The 19,910-nt window shown below is 38.7% G+C and carries 17 protein-coding genes; 9 read left to right on the top strand and 8 right to left on the bottom strand.

Annotation, left to right across the window (positions count from 1 at the left end; translation table 11 throughout):
• The first annotated feature begins 189 nt into the window (after positions 1-189).
• Genes epmB through AC1M9L_RS02490 form a run of 3 tightly spaced genes read left to right on the top strand, consistent with a single transcriptional unit; the run spans position 190 to position 5,183 of the window.
• Positions 190-1,206 (top strand): EF-P beta-lysylation protein EpmB, encoded by a 1,017-nt coding sequence (gene epmB, locus AC1M9L_RS02480; RefSeq protein WP_481591241.1) that lies wholly within the window; start codon positions 190-192, stop codon positions 1,204-1,206.
• A 12-nt stretch (positions 1,207-1,218) separates the two neighbouring features.
• On the top strand, positions 1,219-2,976 hold the full coding sequence (locus AC1M9L_RS02485) for a GTPase (protein WP_481591242.1): 1,758 nt from the start codon (positions 1,219-1,221) through the stop codon (positions 2,974-2,976).
• Positions 2,973-5,183, top strand: a complete 2,211-nt coding sequence (locus AC1M9L_RS02490; RefSeq protein ID WP_481591243.1) for an EAL domain-containing protein — start codon at positions 2,973-2,975, stop codon at positions 5,181-5,183. Before AC1M9L_RS02485 ends, AC1M9L_RS02490 begins: the two co-directional genes overlap by 4 nt.
• A gap of 55 nt (positions 5,184-5,238) precedes the next feature.
• Here the strand turns inward: AC1M9L_RS02490 and rpmE are convergent, their stop codons facing one another.
• The 4 genes from rpmE to AC1M9L_RS02510 form a co-directional block, all read right to left on the bottom strand.
• The gene (gene rpmE, locus AC1M9L_RS02495; protein ID WP_004971624.1) at positions 5,239-5,463 is read right to left on the bottom strand and encodes a 50S ribosomal protein L31; all 225 of its coding nucleotides are present in this window, start codon (positions 5,461-5,463) and stop codon (positions 5,239-5,241) included.
• A 216-nt stretch (positions 5,464-5,679) separates the two neighbouring features.
• The gene (locus tag AC1M9L_RS02500; protein WP_180027567.1) at positions 5,680-6,651 is read right to left on the bottom strand and encodes a bile acid:sodium symporter family protein; all 972 of its coding nucleotides are present in this window, start codon (positions 6,649-6,651) and stop codon (positions 5,680-5,682) included.
• Positions 6,652-6,749: 98 nt separating this feature from the next.
• A complete protein-coding gene (gene gloA / locus AC1M9L_RS02505) occupies positions 6,750-7,151 on the bottom strand; it encodes a lactoylglutathione lyase (RefSeq protein ID WP_180027566.1) in 402 nt (133 codons plus the stop codon).
• 9 nt (positions 7,152-7,160) lie between these two features.
• Positions 7,161-9,338, bottom strand: coding sequence for an AmpG family muropeptide MFS transporter (locus AC1M9L_RS02510; RefSeq protein WP_481591244.1), 2,178 nt, complete (start codon positions 9,336-9,338; stop codon positions 7,161-7,163).
• Between the two features lie 183 nt (positions 9,339-9,521).
• On the opposite strand from AC1M9L_RS02510, the gene AC1M9L_RS02515 reads away from it, so the two are divergent.
• On the top strand, positions 9,522-12,140 hold the full coding sequence (locus AC1M9L_RS02515) for a Lon protease family protein (RefSeq protein ID WP_481591245.1): 2,619 nt from the start codon (positions 9,522-9,524) through the stop codon (positions 12,138-12,140).
• A gap of 57 nt (positions 12,141-12,197) precedes the next feature.
• Here AC1M9L_RS02515 and grxD read toward each other — a convergent pair whose 3' ends face one another.
• Positions 12,198-12,539, bottom strand: a complete 342-nt coding sequence (gene grxD, locus AC1M9L_RS02520; protein WP_092766094.1) for a Grx4 family monothiol glutaredoxin — start codon at positions 12,537-12,539, stop codon at positions 12,198-12,200.
• Between the two features lie 161 nt (positions 12,540-12,700).
• Between grxD and AC1M9L_RS02525 the strand changes: the two genes are divergently transcribed.
• Positions 12,701-13,912, top strand: a complete 1,212-nt coding sequence (locus AC1M9L_RS02525) for an acetylornithine/succinylornithine family transaminase (RefSeq protein ID WP_481591246.1) — start codon at positions 12,701-12,703, stop codon at positions 13,910-13,912.
• Positions 13,913-13,965: 53 nt separating this feature from the next.
• Here the strand turns inward: AC1M9L_RS02525 and AC1M9L_RS02530 are convergent, their stop codons facing one another.
• From AC1M9L_RS02530 to surE, 3 genes are all read right to left on the bottom strand, one after another.
• Positions 13,966-14,898, bottom strand: coding sequence for a LysR family transcriptional regulator (locus AC1M9L_RS02530; RefSeq protein ID WP_481591247.1), 933 nt, complete (start codon positions 14,896-14,898; stop codon positions 13,966-13,968).
• 103 nt (positions 14,899-15,001) lie between these two features.
• On the bottom strand, positions 15,002-15,841 hold the full coding sequence (locus AC1M9L_RS02535) for a peptidoglycan DD-metalloendopeptidase family protein (RefSeq protein ID WP_179998373.1): 840 nt from the start codon (positions 15,839-15,841) through the stop codon (positions 15,002-15,004).
• A gap of 128 nt (positions 15,842-15,969) precedes the next feature.
• Entirely contained in the window at positions 15,970-16,740 is a 771-nt protein-coding gene (surE, locus tag AC1M9L_RS02540; protein ID WP_035270482.1) for a 5'/3'-nucleotidase SurE, read from the bottom strand.
• A gap of 290 nt (positions 16,741-17,030) precedes the next feature.
• Between surE and AC1M9L_RS02545 the strand changes: the two genes are divergently transcribed.
• The 4 genes from AC1M9L_RS02545 to AC1M9L_RS02560 all read left to right on the top strand — a co-directional run bounded on the left by AC1M9L_RS02545 (position 17,031) and on the right by AC1M9L_RS02560 (position 19,778).
• Positions 17,031-17,429 carry an MCR_0457 family protein gene (locus tag AC1M9L_RS02545; protein WP_092766090.1) on the top strand — a complete coding sequence of 133 codons (399 nt, stop codon included), beginning with the start codon at positions 17,031-17,033 and terminating at the stop codon, positions 17,427-17,429.
• A 119-nt stretch (positions 17,430-17,548) separates the two neighbouring features.
• Positions 17,549-18,697, top strand: a complete 1,149-nt coding sequence (gene dacC / locus AC1M9L_RS02550) for a D-alanyl-D-alanine carboxypeptidase PBP5/6 (protein ID WP_035270478.1) — start codon at positions 17,549-17,551, stop codon at positions 18,695-18,697.
• Between the two features lie 85 nt (positions 18,698-18,782).
• Positions 18,783-19,313 (top strand): gamma carbonic anhydrase family protein, encoded by a 531-nt coding sequence (locus AC1M9L_RS02555; protein WP_035270475.1) that lies wholly within the window; start codon positions 18,783-18,785, stop codon positions 19,311-19,313.
• A gap of 66 nt (positions 19,314-19,379) precedes the next feature.
• Positions 19,380-19,778 (top strand): Imm63 family immunity protein, encoded by a 399-nt coding sequence (locus AC1M9L_RS02560; protein WP_120402731.1) that lies wholly within the window; start codon positions 19,380-19,382, stop codon positions 19,776-19,778.
• The last annotated feature ends 132 nt before the right edge of the window (positions 19,779-19,910 follow it).

A 19,910-nucleotide genomic window follows, 5' to 3' on the forward strand; every position in this document is an offset into this window, starting at 1 on the left:
CGAAATACAACGTTTAAGCTGTCTAAGTTCCATGCAGAACTACTGTTGTAGACTTAATTTGATCATCTTTAGGCTTGAGTATTTTCATCCCAACATTCAATAAAGAAGGCTTAATCAGGACACAACTGAGTTTTTCAATGGGTTTTGATTTAAAATGAAGCCTTTCATCTCCCTCTAAATTTAAACTGTATGACCCACTATTTGTATCAAGAGCAACATTGGCAAAATCAACTCAGCGATTTAATCACTGACCCACATGAGCTCATTGAACTCTTGGAATTGCAACCTGAAGATTTAATACATGGTGCAATTTTGGCATCAGCCCAATTTAAATTAAGAGTCCCTCGCGCCTTCGTCGCGAAGATGCAAAAATCTAATCCTGATGATCCACTGTTACTTCAAGTACTCCCTCATCATCTGGAGTTAAATGAACATCCTGATTTTGTGACAGACCCCCTTGATGAGGAGGCTGCCAATTTAATTCCAGGTGTATTACATAAATATCAGTCACGTTTTTTACTGACTTTAACAGGTGCATGTGCTGTTCATTGTCGTTATTGTTTTAGACGTCATTTTCCATATCAAGAAAATTTACCTAAAAATGACGACTGGAAAAAAATACAAGACTACTTACTCACTCATCCAGAAATCAATGAAGTGATCTTAAGCGGAGGGGATCCCCTAACACTTTCAAATCGTAAACTTGCCGTTTGGATCGATAGATTAAGTTCAATTCCACATCTTAAAATTTTGCGTATTCATTCTCGAGTTCCAATCGTTATCCCAAATCGGCTTGATGATGAACTTATTTCTCTGTTAAAAAACAGTAGGCTACGTATTATTCTAGTGGTACACTCAAACCATGCTACTGAAATTGATGACTTTACCGCTTCGAAATTAATGCAAATTTCACAACAAAATATTTTGGTGTTGAATCAAGCTGTGTTATTAAAAGGTATTAATGATCATCCTGATATTTTGGTTGATCTAAGTCATCGATTATTTGATGCGCGTGTGATGCCTTATTATTTACATGTGTTGGATAAAGTGAAAGGTGCTCAGCATTTTGAATTACCAAGTGAATCTATTGATTCAATCTATAAAGAGGTTTTGGCAAGGTTGCCTGGATACTTGGTTCCAAAGCTGGTTAGAGAAATTGCGGGAGAACAGAATAAAACACCGCTTTATGGAGTTGCCACTTTTTAGAGACTCATTCACATGCTTCAGGCTCAGATTTCAGAAATTTTTCACTATCCTACTGCCTTGACTCGAGATCAACTGAGTTTTGCAAATGCAAATGTTCAGGACTTGGGTTTTTGGGCATCTCAACTTTCAATTATGCAATTAGGTGACACCTCTGAAGCGGTGTTAAAAGCCCTATATGAAATCGCTGAACTCAAATGTTCGGAAACATTGCGCTTTGATCTTATTCAAGCGCTACACCCTTTGATCGAAAATATTTTAGAGAGACTTGAAAAAAACTTTTTAAATCAAGGTCTTTTTCTATCTGACCGTAACAAAGATATTATAGAATTAACCACTCGCTTGAGAACATTATTTGCTGATATCTACATAGATATTGCACAGCGCAGTGAAATGCAGCTAAAACAACAAAAGTTTTCTATTTTGAAGTTTGCTCAAAAGCGTAATGTGAAAACTGCACGACTCCTTTCCAGTTATTACGCTCTTCAACAATTGGGTTTATTGCTAGTACAACAACAGATGCTTTATCGTTCTGCCTTGTCTAAGCAATGGTTAATGACCCATTATCTGTATGATTTGGCATTAAAAAACCAAGAACACACGGTCAATATTAATTTATTGCAAGGCACTCATCACGCTTTAAAAAATATTCAACAGTGCTATGCCCAAGTCTTATTATTAGAAATATTTAATACTCACCAAATTCGTCCTTCTGAGATCTACGCGCTCTATCAATGCACAGCGGATTGGGCACAATTAGTGCAAGTTTTACCACGCGAAACCGCTTTATCTCGTTACGTCATTGATACCACTAAAGATCATCCGCCAGTTTACAACCGAAAACACCATGAGAGTTTTAAACCTAACATTTTCGTGGCGACACAATCGTTGCTTGAGCATGTCAACTTAACCATTCAAAAGGACAATGAATATTTATCTAAGAAAGAGAAAGCATATTTAACTGCGCCTCTTAAATTTCATGTACAAAATGTTTTAGGCTCGACCATTGAACGCAGACATGAACGTTATGAACATTCCGCTCAGTTACAACTCTGTTTCAGTTTACTTACCGCTCATTATTATCTCTCTAAAACCAAAACTTTTAGCGAAACCTTACGACTAACACCGCCTAAATCAAAATCAGAAGACGAGTTTGCATTTACATATTTAAATGACTACCCAGATGCCTATACAGACAAATCAAACAAGGTTCTAGATAAACAGGCACGTCAAATCCATGCGGCTCAAGTTTTAGATATCAGTTTAAATGGTTATCGCGTACGTTGGTTAGAAGAAGAAGCACCTCCAAATTTAAGAACTGGTGAATTTATCCTGATCAATGAGGGAGTGAACAGCAAATGGAAAGGTGGTGTAATTCGTTGGATCAAACAATCTGTTAAAAAAAGCTATGAACTTGGGCTTGAAGTGATTGGACCCGACATCCACCCTTGCGCCGCAAAAGTTTATACAGATCGAAGTTCTTTTAATTATCATCCATGTTTATTTGTACATACCTTGAAGATTGATGCTCCAGAGCATTCTCTTATTTTGCCAAATTTACAGTTTTTCAAAGAACAACAATCTATTTATTTACGCTTAACTGATCAAGATATCAAAGTAGAATTGATAAAGACCATGCTCATCACACAAAGTTTTGTTCAATTTGAATTTGAATTATTTAACGATGAGCAGCAATATCTGATTGATGAATTTTTACAACATCAAAACCTTGAATCAAATCGTTTTCAAGATGTATGGGAAGCATTGAAGTGAAAAACCTACTTCTATCAACACAATTAAAACAATCTGGAATGCGCTTACTCATTGTCGATGATAACCAGATTCGTTATAACCATATTATCTCTTTACTCGAAAAACGCGAGTACAAGGTAGAAGCAGTGCTACTCGATGATCAAGTGAGTCTTGAAAAGCAACTTCATTTAGATTGGGATTTAATTCTGTTTGGTCGTGCCTATGAACTGACCTTAACTCATTTTCTTCGACTGCTTGCAGATTCTGATAAAGCTTTTACCCCAACACTTTATCTAGCTCCAGAAGCGCTAGAAATGTCTGAAGTAAAACTCATTTCGATGGGCATCTACGATGTTTTAAATATTGATCAACCTGAACAATGTTTACTTAAAATTATTCGAGCATTGGCTTTTAGTCGCTTACAAAAAAATCAGATGCAATTAACGGATGAACTGAAACACAATGTTCAAATTAAACAAAATTGGATCGAAGAGCATAAAAAAGCAGTTGCAATCATAGAAGAAGGGATTGTCGTTGAATGCAACCATGAGTTTACGCATTTATTTGGCTTCAACACGTTTGATGACGTTATTGGATCCCCGCTCATTGATTTAATACAACCTGAGGATATTCAATCTTTTAAAGCACGATTTAAAAAATTAGCTTTCGGTAAATTTGAGTATGGACCTTTTGAACTGATTTCTCTTAATCCACAGTTAACACATCAAAATCCAGTCCAAATTGAATGTAATCCTACAGATCAAAATCAAATCATTGAAATTACGATTTCAACGCATTTTCAACAGGATGATCAACCATTTAGTCCTCAACTTGAGACTGCACCTCACCAAGACAGTAGAATTGCACCACACACAACATTGGCAAAAATTTTACAACATCTTGAAGAACACCCTGCTCAAGAAAATGCTTTAGTCATCTTCAGCCTAGCCAGTTGTCCAGACTATATCTTGAGTTCTGATTGGGATACTTTTAAAGGCTATTTCGGCAAACTTTCAGACTTTATTCTCGAACAGACCAATGGCGCTGTATTTAAAATTGAAACAGCCCTGTATGCCACTATCATTCAAGCTGAAACGATTAAAGTTCTAAAATCAAGACTCTCTGCGCTACATGCGCTTGAAAAACCTAGGCTCGTCAATCTGGGAGATCAAACCTATCAACAGCATGTCAAAATTGGTTATAGTCTCTTCAAACTGTCAGATTTAAATGTAGTTAATTTTGAACAGCTCATTGCAAATGCTTATAACACACCCCTACCCAATTTATTGAGCAATGATGCTGCTTTAGAGACAACGCTTGAAGAAATTGAAGAGATTCATTTTGAAGTTACTCAAGCAGATGAGCCGACCTCTATTCAGTTGAATACACCTTCTTCTGAAGTAGAGCCTGATCATTCAACAGAATTTGTATTTCAAGCAATTGAAGAACCTGTACAGTCAGACGAAGTTCACGGCGATATCCTAGTACATCTTCGTAAAGTTCTTGAACGCGATCAAATTACGCTAAAGTTCCAACAAATCTATGATAAAGAAGACACTAGTCTTAATACCTATGAAGTAAGCAGTGGGTTTATTTTTGAAAACCAATGGATTCAATTGGATGATATTGAAGAATTGGTGGATGACCCTGAGTTGTCTATTAAAATTGACCGATGGATTTTGGTTGAAGCAGCAAAGCAACTGCACAATTTTTTAACACAATATCCTGAAGCTAAACTGATTATTAATTTACGACACCATGTTCTTTTAAAGCATCATCAATTGGCAGAATTAATTTCAAAACTGCTCATGATTGTAGGCGCAAAAGCACCTCAACCACTGATTTTACAGTTTAAAGAAAAATACATTGCTCAACATTTAAATGAAATTCTGCCTGCGATTGAGGTATTGAGAGCGCAAGGTGCAGATATTGCAGTTTGTGAGTTTGGATTAAGTAAATGTAGCGATCTCATTCTCAAAGTTGCCAATATTCATAATTTCACGCTGCATGAAGAATTCACAGATGATTTAAATACTGAAGAAGGTATTGAACGTTTTAAACAAGCGATTGAATACTTCAATAGTCATCGATCAGTCAATTTATTACTCAAAAATCTCAATGATATGAATAGCTTTGCCAACGCGTGGAATGTCGACGTGAGATTTTTACAAGGTGATTATTACCAGCGTAAATTGGATCAGCTCATGAATGTTCAAGATCAAAGTTAAATCCGAATTTTGGACATAAAAAAACAGGCTGAACGCCTGTTTTTTATTTTGGGTATTAACGTTTGATAGAACGTGACATACCAGCAAAACGTTGTTTGAACTTGTCGATACGACCGCCAGTGTCAACGTTCTTTTGCTTACCAGTGTAGAATGGGTGGCAAGCTGAGCATACGTCTAGGTAAAGTGTTTCTTTACCAACAGCTGAACGAGTTTCGATTACGTTACCGCAAGAGCAAGTAGCAACTAATTTTTCGTATTTTGGGTGAATATCGGCGCGCATGGTCGATTCTCCATAGAGTTAAGAAGGCTTTAGCTGTCATCGCAATTGATCACTCTCTTCATCCATTACAACAGATGCAGAGGAAAGGCTGAAATACAGCAGATCAACACCATAACAGACCATTCTTTTGGCCCACCGAGACGGCTTCCGTCAGAGCTAAGCACAACAAGTGGACGATATTATACGCCACTTTATTTCAGATAGCGAATTATTCCTTTAAGACTTTTCAATTTGCTTGGACCAATGATTCGCAATAATTCCGCACACCATTAATTGGATCTGATGGAAAATCATAATTGGTAATATGATCATCCCCATAGGTTGTCCAATGAAAAGAATTTGCGCCATAGGCACTCCACTTGCGAGTGTTTTCTTAGAACCACAAAAAAATACGGCGATTTGATCGGCACGATTAAATCCAAACCACTTTGGGGCGTGATAGGCTAAAAGCATAATCAAGGTCAGAAGCACAGAGCATGCAATAATTAACCACATTAAGGTCACCCCACTGACTTCATTCCATAGACCTGCTACGACTGCACTACTGAATGCGCCATACACCACCAAAAGAATTGAGCCTTGATCAAAAGTTTTGACAATACTCGGGGCTTTTTGAATCAGTGGAAAGACGATAGGACGCAATAATTGTCCCAAAATAAATGGAACCAATAACAGCAGAATAATTTTGACGATCGCACTGGTTGGATCAAACCCATGATTAGACTGACCTAAAATAAATAAGGTGACTAATATAGGTGTGATAAACATACCAATAATATTAGAGAATGAAGCACTACATACAGCACTTGCGACATTACCACCTGCTACTGAAGTAAATGCAATAGAAGACTGAACTGTTGAGGGTAAGAAGCACATAAACAAGAAGCCCCAATACAGTTCTTGTCCAAGTAGCGGTAGCAATACAGGTTTAGCCATTAACCCTAGAATTGGGAAAACTGCAAACGTCAGTGCAAAGACCAAACTGTGTAATTGCCAATGTTTAATGCCTTGAATCACCGCCTCACGTGATAACTTTGCACCATGTAAAAAAAATAGGATTGCAATTGCAATCGTGGTGAAATAAGAAAAATAGTGAGCAGCAACACCTGAAATTGGCATCAGTGACGCTAAAATCACCATAACAAACAGCAATATCGTGAAACGATCTAACGCTAAGAGCTTTAGCACCCCATATCCCTCTTTTTATTCTCTAATTTGAAAATAAGCCCAATACTCATCGATTGGGCTTATCTTTAAAATTTTACTCACCAATCAGCGAGTGAAACTTAATTATTTCTCGCATTACTGTCTTGTTGAATAAGTTCAATCTTGTAACCATCTGGATCTTCCACAAAAGCGATTACGGTTACGCCGCCTTTCATTGGTCCAGCTTCACGGACAACGTTACCACCACGTGCTTTGATTTCTTCACACGCTTTATACGCATCATCCACTGCGATCGCAATATGACCATACGCATTACCCAGCTCATAGCTGTCTGTATCCCAGTTATGCGTTAGCTCAAGAACAGTATTGTTTTCTTCATCACCATAACCTACAAAGGCTAAAGTGAATCGACCTTCTTCATAATCGCGTTTACGAAGCAAAGTCATACCGAGTACTTCAGTATAGAACGTCAATGAACGCTCTAAATTGCCTACACGTAACATGGTATGTAACATTCGCATAAAATTTACCTATTGATTGAAAGATGTACTTTTCAACTGATTTAACAATTTCGCCACCCAAATAACAAGTAACAAAATAGGTAAACCCATTAAAAAAGTCATAAAGAAGAATGATGAATAACCGAAGTTTGTCACTATTGTACCTGAATAGCCACCAATCATCTTTGGAAGCAATAACATCAATGAACTAAAAATTGCATATTGCATTGCTGTAAATGAAACGCTAGTCAAACTCGATAGGAATGCAATAAATACTGCACCAGCAAGTCCTGATGCGAGATTGTCAAATACAATGCCCATCACCAGCCACACCTTGCTATAAGGGACAACCACTTTACCTTTGAGTTCGACTATTTGATCACTATCAACTTGAACAGCTGGAAGATCAGATAAAGTCATACGTGATTTCGGCTGGATCGTTGAAACTGTTTTATAAATATGCTCTTGGGTTAATTCATGCGCCTGACCTGCATGCTGCACAACCGCTTGCACCGTAAATTTAGTGTGGTCTTTTAGACTGTCTCCCGGGACGACCACGCTCCAATTATTTTGATCCAACTTCGCAGGTATCACTTGCTGATTTGAAATATGAATATTCAGTATTTGTAGTGTGCTGTCAGCTTTTAAGTTCGAGAGTTGACCGCGAATAATGACATCCTTGCTTAACTCATCTTGGTAGAGAATATCGTCCCCTCCAATGGCTTGGATGAAAATCTGAGAATCATCTTGACTCGAATAGCGTTGAAGCGGGATTTCAACACTCAGGGCTTTATCATAACCATCAGGGGTGGATAACACTTGAATACTATGATGTTCAGCAAAATTAGATGCAGGGAGCTTTAAAGACCAGTTCCCTACTTCATCAGGAGTCACTTGATGCTGTTGACTTCCCATTTGTACCAAGACTTGATTAATCGTTGGTCCAGATTTTACGAGCCCCACAAAGATGAGATTGGTCGTGCTGGCAACAATAGCGCCCACCAACATCATTTTCATAATGTTATAACGCTGAGCTAATAAGCCTCCAAGGAAGCCACCTAAAATTACAAAAAAAATGGCGAAAAACTTGTTAAACCAAGCGATTTCTTCTTTATCAAAATTCAAATCAAGATAAAAAAGATTGGCGACCACCCCAGCGACAATATCTGAAATTCGATAAAAACCAATGAGTAATAAAATAGCTAACGCAACTTTCAAACCATAACGTTTGAAGAAATCTAAAATCGGTGATAGCCATGTCTCGACGACTATTTTTTCATCAATGAGTTTTGCTCGGGTTAATCCAAAAACGACCAACACAGCCAACGCCACACTCGCGAAGAAACGTAAAACTTGCCCGATAAATGACAAAAAATTACCATCAATATTTAACTGTGAAATCCAAGCACCAAATTGGAGAAACCCACAAACGAAGACTACTGTTGAAATCACAAAGACGATAAATAACTGAAAATAATCCTTTGCTTGATATTGATGAGGTTCTTGATTTACTACCGGTTCATGAATCACTAAAGTCGTCATAATCCCGATCATCATCAATCCAGCCATGAGCAAATAGGTGGACTGCCACGCCTCATAAATATAGTTACCCATGGCTGTACCAAGTGATGCAGCGAAGAGTAATGCACCGAGCTGAGTTACGATGGTCGCAATTCGATAACCTGCGTTATAAGTCGAAGCCATAACCGTCTGAACACTCGTATCTTGTGTCAACTCAATACGATAAGCATCCACAATAATATCTTGTGTCGCTGATGAGAATCCGAGAAAGATTGCGGATATCGCCATGAACGTTAAACTTGAAAATGGCCCTACACTTCCTCCATGAATACTCGGATCAGTAAATGCCATTGAACAAATAGCAATTGCGACCAAAATCTGTGAAACCAACAACCACCCTCGTCGTTTACCCAATTTCCTTGTTAAATAAGGCAATGGTAATCGGTCAATCAAAGGTGCCCAAATGAACTTGAAGGCATAAGCTAAGGCTGCCCATGAAAACATGGTAATGGTACTACGCTGAATACCGGCTTCACTCAACCAGAAAGATAGAGTTGAAAAAATCAGAAAAATTGGGATACCTGATGAGAAACCCAAAAAAAGCATAATGATCGCGCGTCGATCAAGAAAGGCTTTAAATGCCGAAGTCCATCCAGCTGATTCTGGTGACGAAGATTGTGATGTCATTGCGTTGTTATTTTCAGTGAAAAGTACTCTCGCTATTCAACTCTGTAATGCGCTTGGTTTCAATATAATTTACGCAAACTTCACCGAGTATTTCATCAATTTGATCTATCTCAACTTGATATTTTTGGCTAAACCTGTATACCTTAAACTATCAAATGTAAATTATAGTTTTGGATTTCACCTGTGACCCAGAGACACGATCAAATTAGTTCCACCGCAGTAGCTTTAACCACGACATCCACAAACTTAGAACAAAACTCGCAACACAAGCTCCTATCCGTATTTGAACTTGAAGCCACGCAAAACACCTTGAATGCAACAGCACTCAAACCAGAACAACTGACGCATATTCCAAATTATGACAATATTCCTGCGTCTACAAAACGTATCAAGCCTCTTAATAATTTTTTAGGACAAGATCGTGCTAAAGCATCTGTAGAAGCAGGCATTGCCCTTCCATACTCAGGTTATAACATCTTTGCTGTGGGTACGGCAGGGTTGGGTAAACGCACCATGATCAAGCGCTTACTCCAACAACATGCCAAAGATATGCCTACACCGGATGATTGGGTTTATGTATACAACTTCAAAAATGCACGCAACCCAATTGCGCTTAACTTTCCTGCAGGACAAGGCGCAAAGTTTCAAAGTACGCTACATCAAACATGGCAAACCATTTTCAAACAGCTCGAACGTCGTTTTAGTGCTGAAACGTATCACAATCGGATAGAAAAAATTCGTTTAACGACAGGTCATGAACAACAACAAGCTTTGATTGAGCTCACCAAAGAAGGTGAAGAGCTTGATTTAAAGTTGATCAGTCGTAATGAAGAACACTGCTTTATTCCTGTTCATATTAAAGACAATAAAATTCAAGAGATGTCTCAAGATGACATCAATGCACTGAGTAGCAAAGAACGTTCTGAAATTGCGTCCAATATCCGTTATATGGATAAAAAGCTTGAGCGTTTAGGTTTACAAATTGGTGATCTTGAAGATGAAGCACGTGATATGGTGTCTGAGTTGAATCGTGACATTGCAAAACAAGTCATTATTCCTCGCATGGAACATATTTTAAATAAATTTCCAGATATCAAACATCTTGAACAATACTTAAAATTATATGCTCAAGATATTATCGACAATGTGGAAACCGTACTAGAACAGGAAGAAAGTGATTTTTCACCTGCATTATTTAACCGTGTCCCTGCGCGTTATCAAGCAAATTTAGTCATTAGCAACAAGCCAAATTCTGGGGCACCAGTCATCTTTGAAGATTTCCCCACACATTACAACTTACTTGGCCATGTTGAACAATTAACGCAAAATGGCACTATCAGCACTGATTTCACTTTAATACGACCTGGTGCACTGCATCGTGCCAATGGTGGTTTTTTAATGCTTGAGGCTGAGCAGCTTTTAGAACAACCTTATGCATGGCAAGGACTCAAACGAGCGATTAAGTCTGGTCAAATTAAACTCTCATCTCTAGAGCACATGCTAACGCTGACGGGCAGCATTTCAATTGAGCCAGCATCGATTCCATTACAATTGAAAGTCATTTTAATGGCTGAACCAGAAATCTATTATGAGATTCTGGAGGTGGAGCCTGAGTTAGGAAGTATCTTTAAAATCAGAGCTGATTTTACTGACACATTACAACGTAATGACGAAAATGAACAAGCTTATATGCATTTGATTGCAGACTATGTTCAATCCTCTAAACTACTTCCATTTGATCGTTCTGCCTTGGCTGCTTTACTGACCGACTCAAGTCGTCAAGCAGAGGATCAGAGTTCGTTGTCACTACATGCCTTAACTTTAGGTGATCTGATTCATGAATCTCATCACCATGCATCCAAATCTAATGCAACTATGGTGACAGCAGAACATATCGGCACTGCGCTCAAACACCGCCAATATCGTCTAGGTTATTTACGAGAGTTGTACTGGCAAGATTTATCTCGTGGTACACAGCTTATCGAAACGCGTGGTCATCGACTCGGTCAGATAAATGCTTTGTCCGTGATTCACTACGCCGATGTCGAATTTGGCCTACCATCACGCTTGACTGCTTCAGTGTATCAGGGTGGCGGCGATATTTTAGATATCGAACGTAGCGTGGAGTTAGGCGGTTCACTTCATGCTAAAGGTGTACTATTAATGTCGTCTTTCTTAAAGGCACATTTCGGACGTGAACAAACCTTGCACTTCTCTGCCGCTTTGGCTTTTGAACAAAGTTATGGTCAAGTCGATGGTGATAGTGCAACCGTTGCAGAACTCTCCGCTTTAATTTCTGCGATCAGCCAACTGCCGATTGATCAGTCATGGGCGATTACAGGTTCAATGAATCAACTGGGTCAAGTACAACCGATTGGTGGCGTCAATGCCAAAATCGAAGGTTTCTTTGATGCATGTAAACTTCAAGGTTTAACAGGCAAACAAGGTGTCATTATTCCACGTCAAAACATGCAGCATCTAATGTTACGTCAAGATGTGATTGATGCTGTCGAGGCCGGTCAATTCCATATTCATGCCATCAACACAATTGATCAAGCACTTGAGATTCTCATGGCGCGTCCTGTCGGAGAATTAAATAAAAAAGGTCGCTATACCAAAGGATCAATTTACGCTGCTGTCATGGAGCAGCTAGAATATTGGCAAGCCATTGAAGATGGCGCTGAAATTGAAGAAGAGCCAAAGAAAAAGAAAAAAAAGAAGAAAAAAGACAAAGCTAAAAAAGATAAAGCGATCAATGCTGAAGAACAACCTTCTCAACTCGCTGATGAGACTTCAAACTAATTTGAAGTTTTCAAAATAAAAAAAGCACCCATCGGTGCTTTTTTTATTGCCCTTAAATTAAGCTTCAGGCGCTGGGCTATATTGCTCCACGAGCGTTTTTAATTCGCCTGTTTGGAACATTTCTAGCATAATATCACTACCACCGATCAACTCACCATTGATCCATAATTGTGGGAATGTTGGCCAGTTTGCAATTTGTGGCAAAGTCGCACGAATGTCTTGGTTTTCAAGAATATTTACATAAGCAAATGGGCGACCAATTTGGCTCAATGCTTCAACTGCACGTGCAGAGAAACCACATTGTGGGAACTGTGGTGTGCCTTTCATATAAAGAAGAACTGCATGTTTTGCAATTTGATCACGAATTAACGCTTCTGTATCACGCACTTGTTCAGTCATTGATTAAATCCTCAACTATTCTGCCTGCATTATACCTAAAACCGCCGTAAAGAGTATGGATTGCTAAATTTTTCCAGTTTAATTTGCAATTAGGCTTTTAATCTTAAGCAGATTTTGCTTAGATAAACTTTTATTTTCCACCTAACAAATACGAGTTAGACATGAACAATATCACCCTCGCTCCAGTTCAAACTGATCAACCATCTCATTTGATGCCTGTATTCAGCCGTCAACCGATCAGCTTTGTGCGTGGCCGAGGTTCGTATCTTTATACAGCTGAAGGTACAGAATATTTAGATGCGCTGACTGGCATTGCAGTATGTGGTCTAGGTCATGCACATCCAGTTTTGGCAGAAGCAATTGCAGAACAAGCGGCGACGCTTATTCACACCAGTAATATTTATGAAGTACCTTGGCAGACTGCAGCTGCGCAAAAGTTAGCTGAAGTATCTGGTATGGAAGAGATTTTCTTCTCGAATAGTGGTGCTGAATCAAATGAAGGTGCAATTAAAATTGCGCGTAAATATGGTCATATGCAAGGTATTGCTCTTCCGAAAATCATTGTAGCTGATCATTCTTTCCATGGTCGTACAATGGCAACACTTTCTGCGACAGGCAATAAAAAAGTACAAGAGGGTTTTGGCCCGCTCGTTGAAGGTTTTATCCGAGTACCTTTTGGCGACATTGAGGCAATTGAAGAAGCAGCAATCAACCATCCAGATATCGTCGCGATTCTCGTTGAACCGATCCAAGGTGAAGGTGGTGTAAATACTGCCCCTCAAGGTTTTAGTTATCTTGAAGAAATTCGTCAAATCTGTAATCAACATAATTGGTTGATGATGCTAGATGAAGTTCAAACAGGTAACGGTCGTACAGGAAAATATTTCGCGTATCAACATACCAATATTATTCCTGATGTCATGACGACAGCTAAAGGCTTGGGTAATGGTTTCCCAATTGGTGCAGTGATGACTCAAGGTAAAGGTGTAGGTATTCTTACTGCAGGTAACCACGGATCAACTTATAGTGGTACTGCATTAGGTTCGCGCATTGTCTACACGATTATCGATTTGATGCAAAAAGAAAATATTGTTGAAAATGCAGCAACAATTGGCCAATACTTAGCCGATCAATTCCGTACACAACTTGCAGATCAAAACGTTATTGTTCGCGGCTTTGGTATGATGATTGGTATTGAATTACCAAAACCATGCGCAGAGTTGGTGGATATTGCACGCATAGAGCACAATCTAATTATTAATGTCACCGCAGGTAATGTCGTTCGTTTGTTGCCAGCGTTGAATATGAATCAAGAACAAGCTGATGATTTATTAAAACGCTTAGTTCCAGCGATTAAAAACTTCTTGGCTTAAGCCAAGATCAATAAAAAAGCCGCATATTGCGGCTTTTTTATTAAGAAGAACACTTAAGATGCTTCTTGGAATACTCGACCACCAGGCAACTGGCTGAAATATTGTTTTAAAGCATCTAGGCAGCGATGAATTTTCATTGGTTGTTGTTCACGTTTTAATGTCATTGCATTCAAAGTGTATGCAGGTAACTTCCATTCAGGTAAAACTTCAACCAATGTGCCATTCATTAATTCTTTTTGCACATCCAGATATAATAATCGCGCAATGCCGTGACCATTTTGGCACAGTGATTTAGCGACATAAACATTGTTTGTCTGTAAACGATTTTCCATGGACACATTTACCAATTCACGCGATGTACTGTGTTCAAATGTCATCATTTGCTGATTTTTTACAATATTTACTGGAATCAAATCATGCTGTGCTAAATCTTCAGGTCTTGAAATAACTGCATTTTGATTCAAATAACTTGGTGAAGCCACCAAGATTTGATCCACACGTGCAAGCGGCAGACAAGATAAGTGATTAGACTCATCCACGCGAGAACACATTCTCACTGCAATATCGATTCTTTCTTGAATCAAATCGACAAATTGATTTTCAACTTCAAAGTGAACGGTTAAACCACGATGTGCCGAAATCCAATGCGACAACGCAGGAACTACATGGGTTGCACCGAGTTCTGGCGTTGTTGCAATACGTAAATCACCAACTAAATCGTCTCGTAACTCATTAATTCGAATTTTACCGCGCTCTGCTGCAGCGAGCATTTCTTGACAGCTATGAAAAAAGGCCTGCCCTGCTTCCGTTAAACTTAGTTTTCTTGTGGAACGGTGCAGAAGTGTTACTTCCATTTCTTGTTCTAGTGAACGAATTTGCTGACTAACCGCACTCGTCGTAATGCCTAAATCTCGAGCAGCACCACTGAAAGAGCTTTTTTCAACAACACATGCAAATACGCCCATCGAGCGAAGTTGATCTAACATAAATTTCCCTCTGAAATTATGAGATGCTTCTCTAATTAACAAAAATTAACAAAAGCAACTCATTGTATTATACGAAGAAATTGTTAAATTGCACTAAATATCTTCAGTTGATTGGCAAAATATTTGCTGGATTGATTGGCTTACCATCTAAACGAACTTGAAACTCAAGCATCGTACGGGTTGCACCACTCGAGCCCATTTCTGCAATTTGTTGCCCTGCACTTACGTTTTGCCCACTCTTCACTAACATCCGGTTATTGTGCGCATACGCAGTGATATAACCATCAATATGTTTAATGAGCACCAAATTACCATATTCTTTTAAACCATCAGCAGCGTAAACCACTTGACCATCAGCTGCTGCAAAAATTGGATCACCAACATTGCCACCAAAACGTAATCCCTTGACATTACTTGCCACATTGAAGTTTTCGATGACTGGACCATTCGATGGTTTCACCCAGCGTAATGAAGTTGCTTTAGTCGAAGTCGTCGGTACTGCAGCAGTTACCGCTGGTACTGGTGTGGTTTGTGGTGGTGGCGTAACCACAGCTGGTTTTGTTGGTAACTGAATGGTTTGACGTTGAATCTGAGTTTCAGTCGCTGTCAAAGGACGCGTGGTCGAACGTGTCACTTGTCGATTGCCAGAGGGTTTTAATCTTAAAGATTGATTTACATAGATGCGATAAGGCGGTGCAATATCATTCATCTCCGCAATGCTCAAATAGCTCAATCCATAACGTGCCGCAATTTTACTTAAAGTGTCGCCAGAACGAACTGTATAGAAGTCAGGAGCAACCGCATAACGAGCAGAATTGTGGATTTGGGGTTTCGATGCACAGCCCGACAAACCAAGAAAAGAAGCGACAGCAACCGCGATCAATGCTGAGTGAATAGATGGTTTAGACAACTTCAAAACTGTTTTGGGTCTGGCCAAAAGCATGATTTCCCTCTCTGACAAAAGATTAAAAAGACTGAATTCGGCTTAAGAGTAGCAAAATTAATGCTAAATTCACCGTTTCAAATATATTTTTCACAAAGTTATAACACATCCTACATGTGGTCATTCAATTAAAGCTCTAACTGAGATTCAAGTGAAGCCAACACCTGATAGTTGGTAGCATCCATTTGGATCGGTGTCACACTGACATATCCATTTGCAATGGCATAAAAGTCTGACTGATAACCCAGTTGGCTTTTTTCGGGATCTGTTACGGCCTCTCCAGCCAAACCAATCCAAACAACTTGACGGCCTCTCGGGTCAACTTGTGTGGTAATCGGTTTCGTTTGTTTTCTTCTTCCTTGATAAGTCACTAATGTCCCTTTTATTTCAGCCGTATCCGGAATATTAATATTGAAAATATGACGCGGTGGTAACTCAGGCAAACCATTTTTAATAAACTCATATACCCAATTTGCAGCTTGTGCATAATCTTGAGCATCTTGATACGAACGAACATTTGGACCAGCCAATGAAACTGCGATTGCAGGTTGTTTCATGAGTCGGCCTTCAAACGCGGCCCCAACTGTACCTGAATACAACACATCATCACCTAAATTCGCTCCACTGTTGATCCCGCTTACAACTAGATCAAATTCAAAATCAAATAGACCATTCATGGACAGATAAACACAGTCCGCTGGCGTGCCATTAATTGCCCATACATCCTCTGAAATTTGCACGGGTCGCAATGGACGATCAAGCGTTAATGCACTTGAAAAACCACTCCGCTCACTTTCTGGAGCAACCACGACTACTCGACCCAAAGGTTTTAATGCTTGTGCTAATGCTTGTATTCCTGGTGCGAACACACCGTCATCGTTGGCAATCAAAATATTCAAAACAATTCACTCAATTCATGTAATCCCATCTGTTCGATAGCCTAATCAAAATCCCCCAACACAACAATGAGTACACGCATAGATGTTGAGGTTTTAAACGCCTTTAATCTTGAAAATCTGCTTACCCTTTAATCTTGAAAACTCGGCATGTAGTCATCCCCCTGTTCATACCTGAACTTTTCTTCTTTACTTTCTGAGTTCCAACAGCATTAATACACTTTCTCTATTTTTTAAACACGAAAAAAGATTATTCTATTCTTATAACTAACTTACTAATTTTTGAGTCATTTATGCAAAACCGTTTTTTACAATTGATTTCAACCGCATTTATCAGCAGCTCAATGTTATTTTCAAGTTTCACTTTCGCCAATGCTCAAGACTTAAAAGAAAATATCGAAGTTACTCAACAAAAAGTGACTAAAGATGAACTCGCTGCAATCTATGTCTTTTCAGAATCATGCCCAAGTTTAGTGGAAGAAGATGCGGCGTTTAAAGCAGGCTATCAAAAGCTATTAAAAGACTATTTACCTAACGAAAATTCACCTCAAACCACGCTGAACAATCTAATTAAACAACAGGATTATCAGCAAGCATTAGCTCAAGCGAGACAAGATGCGAAAAACGCTGGAGATAAAGCAAATCAACAAGTGTGCGAGGATATAAAAAAATATCAGTCTTCAGTTAAATAGAGCACGAAATAGTTACAATTCGATTGAAATAAGCCGACTCCACTGCTAGAAGTCGGCTTTGCTTTGTCCTAGAATGCAAAGCTGATTTTTGCGTTCATACAAGATTGGAACTACATAGAATGACCCGAAAAAGCGCCATTGCTGCATTATTACTATTACCTTCATTTACTTATGCAGCAACTGTTTTATCTTCACCACCAGAACTCAATAACAAGTCTTACGTTTTGATGGATTATGAAACAGGTCAAATTCTCGCAAGTAAAAATGAAAATGAAAAACTTGCGCCTGCTTCAATGACCAAAATGATGACCAGTTTCATTATTGAACAAAAGTTGTTGAACGGTGAACTCACGGAAGATGAAAAAGTTCGTATGAACGAGTCTGCTTGGTGTCGTGGTAGTAGTACAGAATCTTGTATGTATGTACCTCTCAACGGCACAGCAACCGTATTGGAAATGTTACGCGGGATTATCATTCAATCTGGTAATGACGCATCTAAGGCGATGGCTGAGCATATTTCTGGTAATGAAGGTACATTTGTACACAGCATGAACCAAGAAGCTAAGCGTATTGGCATGACCAACACGAACTTTATGAACTCAACAGGTATGCCTGCTGAAGGTCATTATTCTACTGCGAAAGATATGGCTACTCTTGCGAAGCACATCATTCATGACAGTTCAAAGTATTATCCAATCTACTCTGAAAAAGAGTTTACTTTTAACGGGATCAAGCAAGGTAACCGTAACGCGTTGCTATATACAGATCCGAGTGTAGATGGTCTTAAAACAGGTCATACTTCTGAAGCTGGTTATTGTTTAACGACTTCAGCTAAACGTGGCCCGATGCGTTTAATTTCAGTGATTTTTGGTGCTCCATCAATGCAAGCACGTGCAACGCAAACACGTGATTTGTTATCTTGGGGTTATGCAAACTTTGAAACTGTCAGTGTTCAACCCGCTCACAAAGAGTTGACCACTTCTAAAGTTTGGTTTGGTCAATCTAATCAAGTGAGTGTGGGTCTTGCTGAAAACTTCAACGTGACTATGCCAAAAGGTCAAGCAAATGCCATTCAAACTCAAATCGCGGTTCAACCGAACTTAAATGCCCCTCTTCAACAAGGGCAAGTTGTAGGTAAATTAACAGCGACACTTGACGGCAAAGTTATTGCTGAGAAGCCGCTTGTTGCTTTGCAAGCTGTTGAAGAAGCTGGTTTCTTCTCGCGTATGATCGATCATATCAAACAGTTCTTTAGTAATTTGTTTTAAGTCGCAGCTTGACTAAAGATATAAAGGCACTCAAATTCTTTTGGGTGCTTTTTTGTTTATAATGAGTAAAAACAGGCAATTTTTTATGACTGAAAATATCCGCAAATACTTAGAGACTTACCCAAAATTTGATACAACAAATTATATTGATCCAACTGCGTTAGTGATTGGTGATGTTGTCTTGGCTGAGAATGTTTCGGTTTGGCCTTATGCTGTGATCCGTGGTGATGTTAATTTTATTCGGATTGGTAAAAATTCCAATATCCAAGATCATTCCATGTTGCATGTTAGTCATAAGAAAGCGGATAAACCTGAAGGCTCACCGCTCATTATTGGTGAGGACGTCACCGTGGGTCATCATGTGAAATTACACGGTTGTACCATTGGTAATCGTGTTTTAGTCGGGATTGGTACGATCATTTTAGATGACGTCGTTGTTGAAGATGATGTGATGATTGGTGCAGGTTCGCTTGTTCCGCCAAATAAAGTTTTGGAAAGTGGTTATTTGTATGTGGGTAGCCCAGTGAAAAAAGTGCGTCCACTGACTGATAAAGAAAAAGCATTTCTGCCGTATTCAGCGCAGAATTATGTAAAGGTTTCGGGGAATTATAAATAATTTTGAATTCGCATAAGAGATTTTATGTTAAATAGATATTAAGAACATTTGGAGAATCAAAGAATAATGCTTACATTTTTAGAAATTCAACGTAAGGTTGATCAAATTTGTGAAAAAATTGGACTGGAAAAAAAAAGAGTTTGGCCCGCAGTTCAGAATGATGGAGCTCCATATGTATTAATCCATGAAAATAAATATTGGTATATTTCTGAAGAAAGAGGAGAAGTTTTTTTTGAAAAAACAACTAAGGATTTTGAAGAGTTGCTTTATTGGATAATGGATAATTTTATATCTAGCTATTCGTTTGAGTTTGAACTTAAGAATAGAACTAGAGGACAAGATTCCCGTCGACTCGCTTTTTCAAAACAAATTGAACTTTTTGGTTTAATCAGTGATCAATGGAAAGTAAAAAAAGAAAATGAGATAAAAAAAGTATTGGAAACAGCTCCTTTTAGAGATGTTTGATTTATAAATATTTATTTTCAAGAGAATTAAAATATCTATGGATGTTATTCACCAATTAAAATGTCTATGTGATAAACCATTTAAAATGTCCTGTTTTTAACCACAAGAGTCAAGCATAGGATTTAAATTTCT

The organism is Acinetobacter sp. ANC_7511, from assembly GCF_056779975.1.

Coding starts and splice junctions, on each gene's coding strand:
- rpmE (WP_004971624.1), bottom strand. CDS start 5,463: ATGCGCGCCGATATTCACCCAAAATACGAAAAATTAGTTGCTACTTGC.
- AC1M9L_RS02535 (WP_179998373.1), bottom strand. CDS start 15,841: ATGCTTTTGGCCAGACCCAAAACAGTTTTGAAGTTGTCTAAACCATCT.
- AC1M9L_RS02525 (WP_481591246.1), top strand. CDS start 12,701: ATGAACAATATCACCCTCGCTCCAGTTCAAACTGATCAACCATCTCAT.
- grxD (WP_092766094.1), bottom strand. CDS start 12,539: ATGACTGAACAAGTGCGTGATACAGAAGCGTTAATTCGTGATCAAATT.
- AC1M9L_RS02555 (WP_035270475.1), top strand. CDS start 18,783: ATGACTGAAAATATCCGCAAATACTTAGAGACTTACCCAAAATTTGAT.
- AC1M9L_RS02510 (WP_481591244.1), bottom strand. CDS start 9,338: ATGACATCACAATCTTCGTCACCAGAATCAGCTGGATGGACTTCGGCA.
- AC1M9L_RS02485 (WP_481591242.1), top strand. CDS start 1,219: ATGCTTCAGGCTCAGATTTCAGAAATTTTTCACTATCCTACTGCCTTG.
- dacC (WP_035270478.1), top strand. CDS start 17,549: ATGACCCGAAAAAGCGCCATTGCTGCATTATTACTATTACCTTCATTT.
- AC1M9L_RS02530 (WP_481591247.1), bottom strand. CDS start 14,898: ATGTTAGATCAACTTCGCTCGATGGGCGTATTTGCATGTGTTGTTGAA.
- gloA (WP_180027566.1), bottom strand. CDS start 7,151: ATGCGAATGTTACATACCATGTTACGTGTAGGCAATTTAGAGCGTTCA.
- AC1M9L_RS02560 (WP_120402731.1), top strand. CDS start 19,380: ATGCTTACATTTTTAGAAATTCAACGTAAGGTTGATCAAATTTGTGAA.
- AC1M9L_RS02545 (WP_092766090.1), top strand. CDS start 17,031: ATGCAAAACCGTTTTTTACAATTGATTTCAACCGCATTTATCAGCAGC.
- epmB (WP_481591241.1), top strand. CDS start 190: ATGACCCACTATTTGTATCAAGAGCAACATTGGCAAAATCAACTCAGC.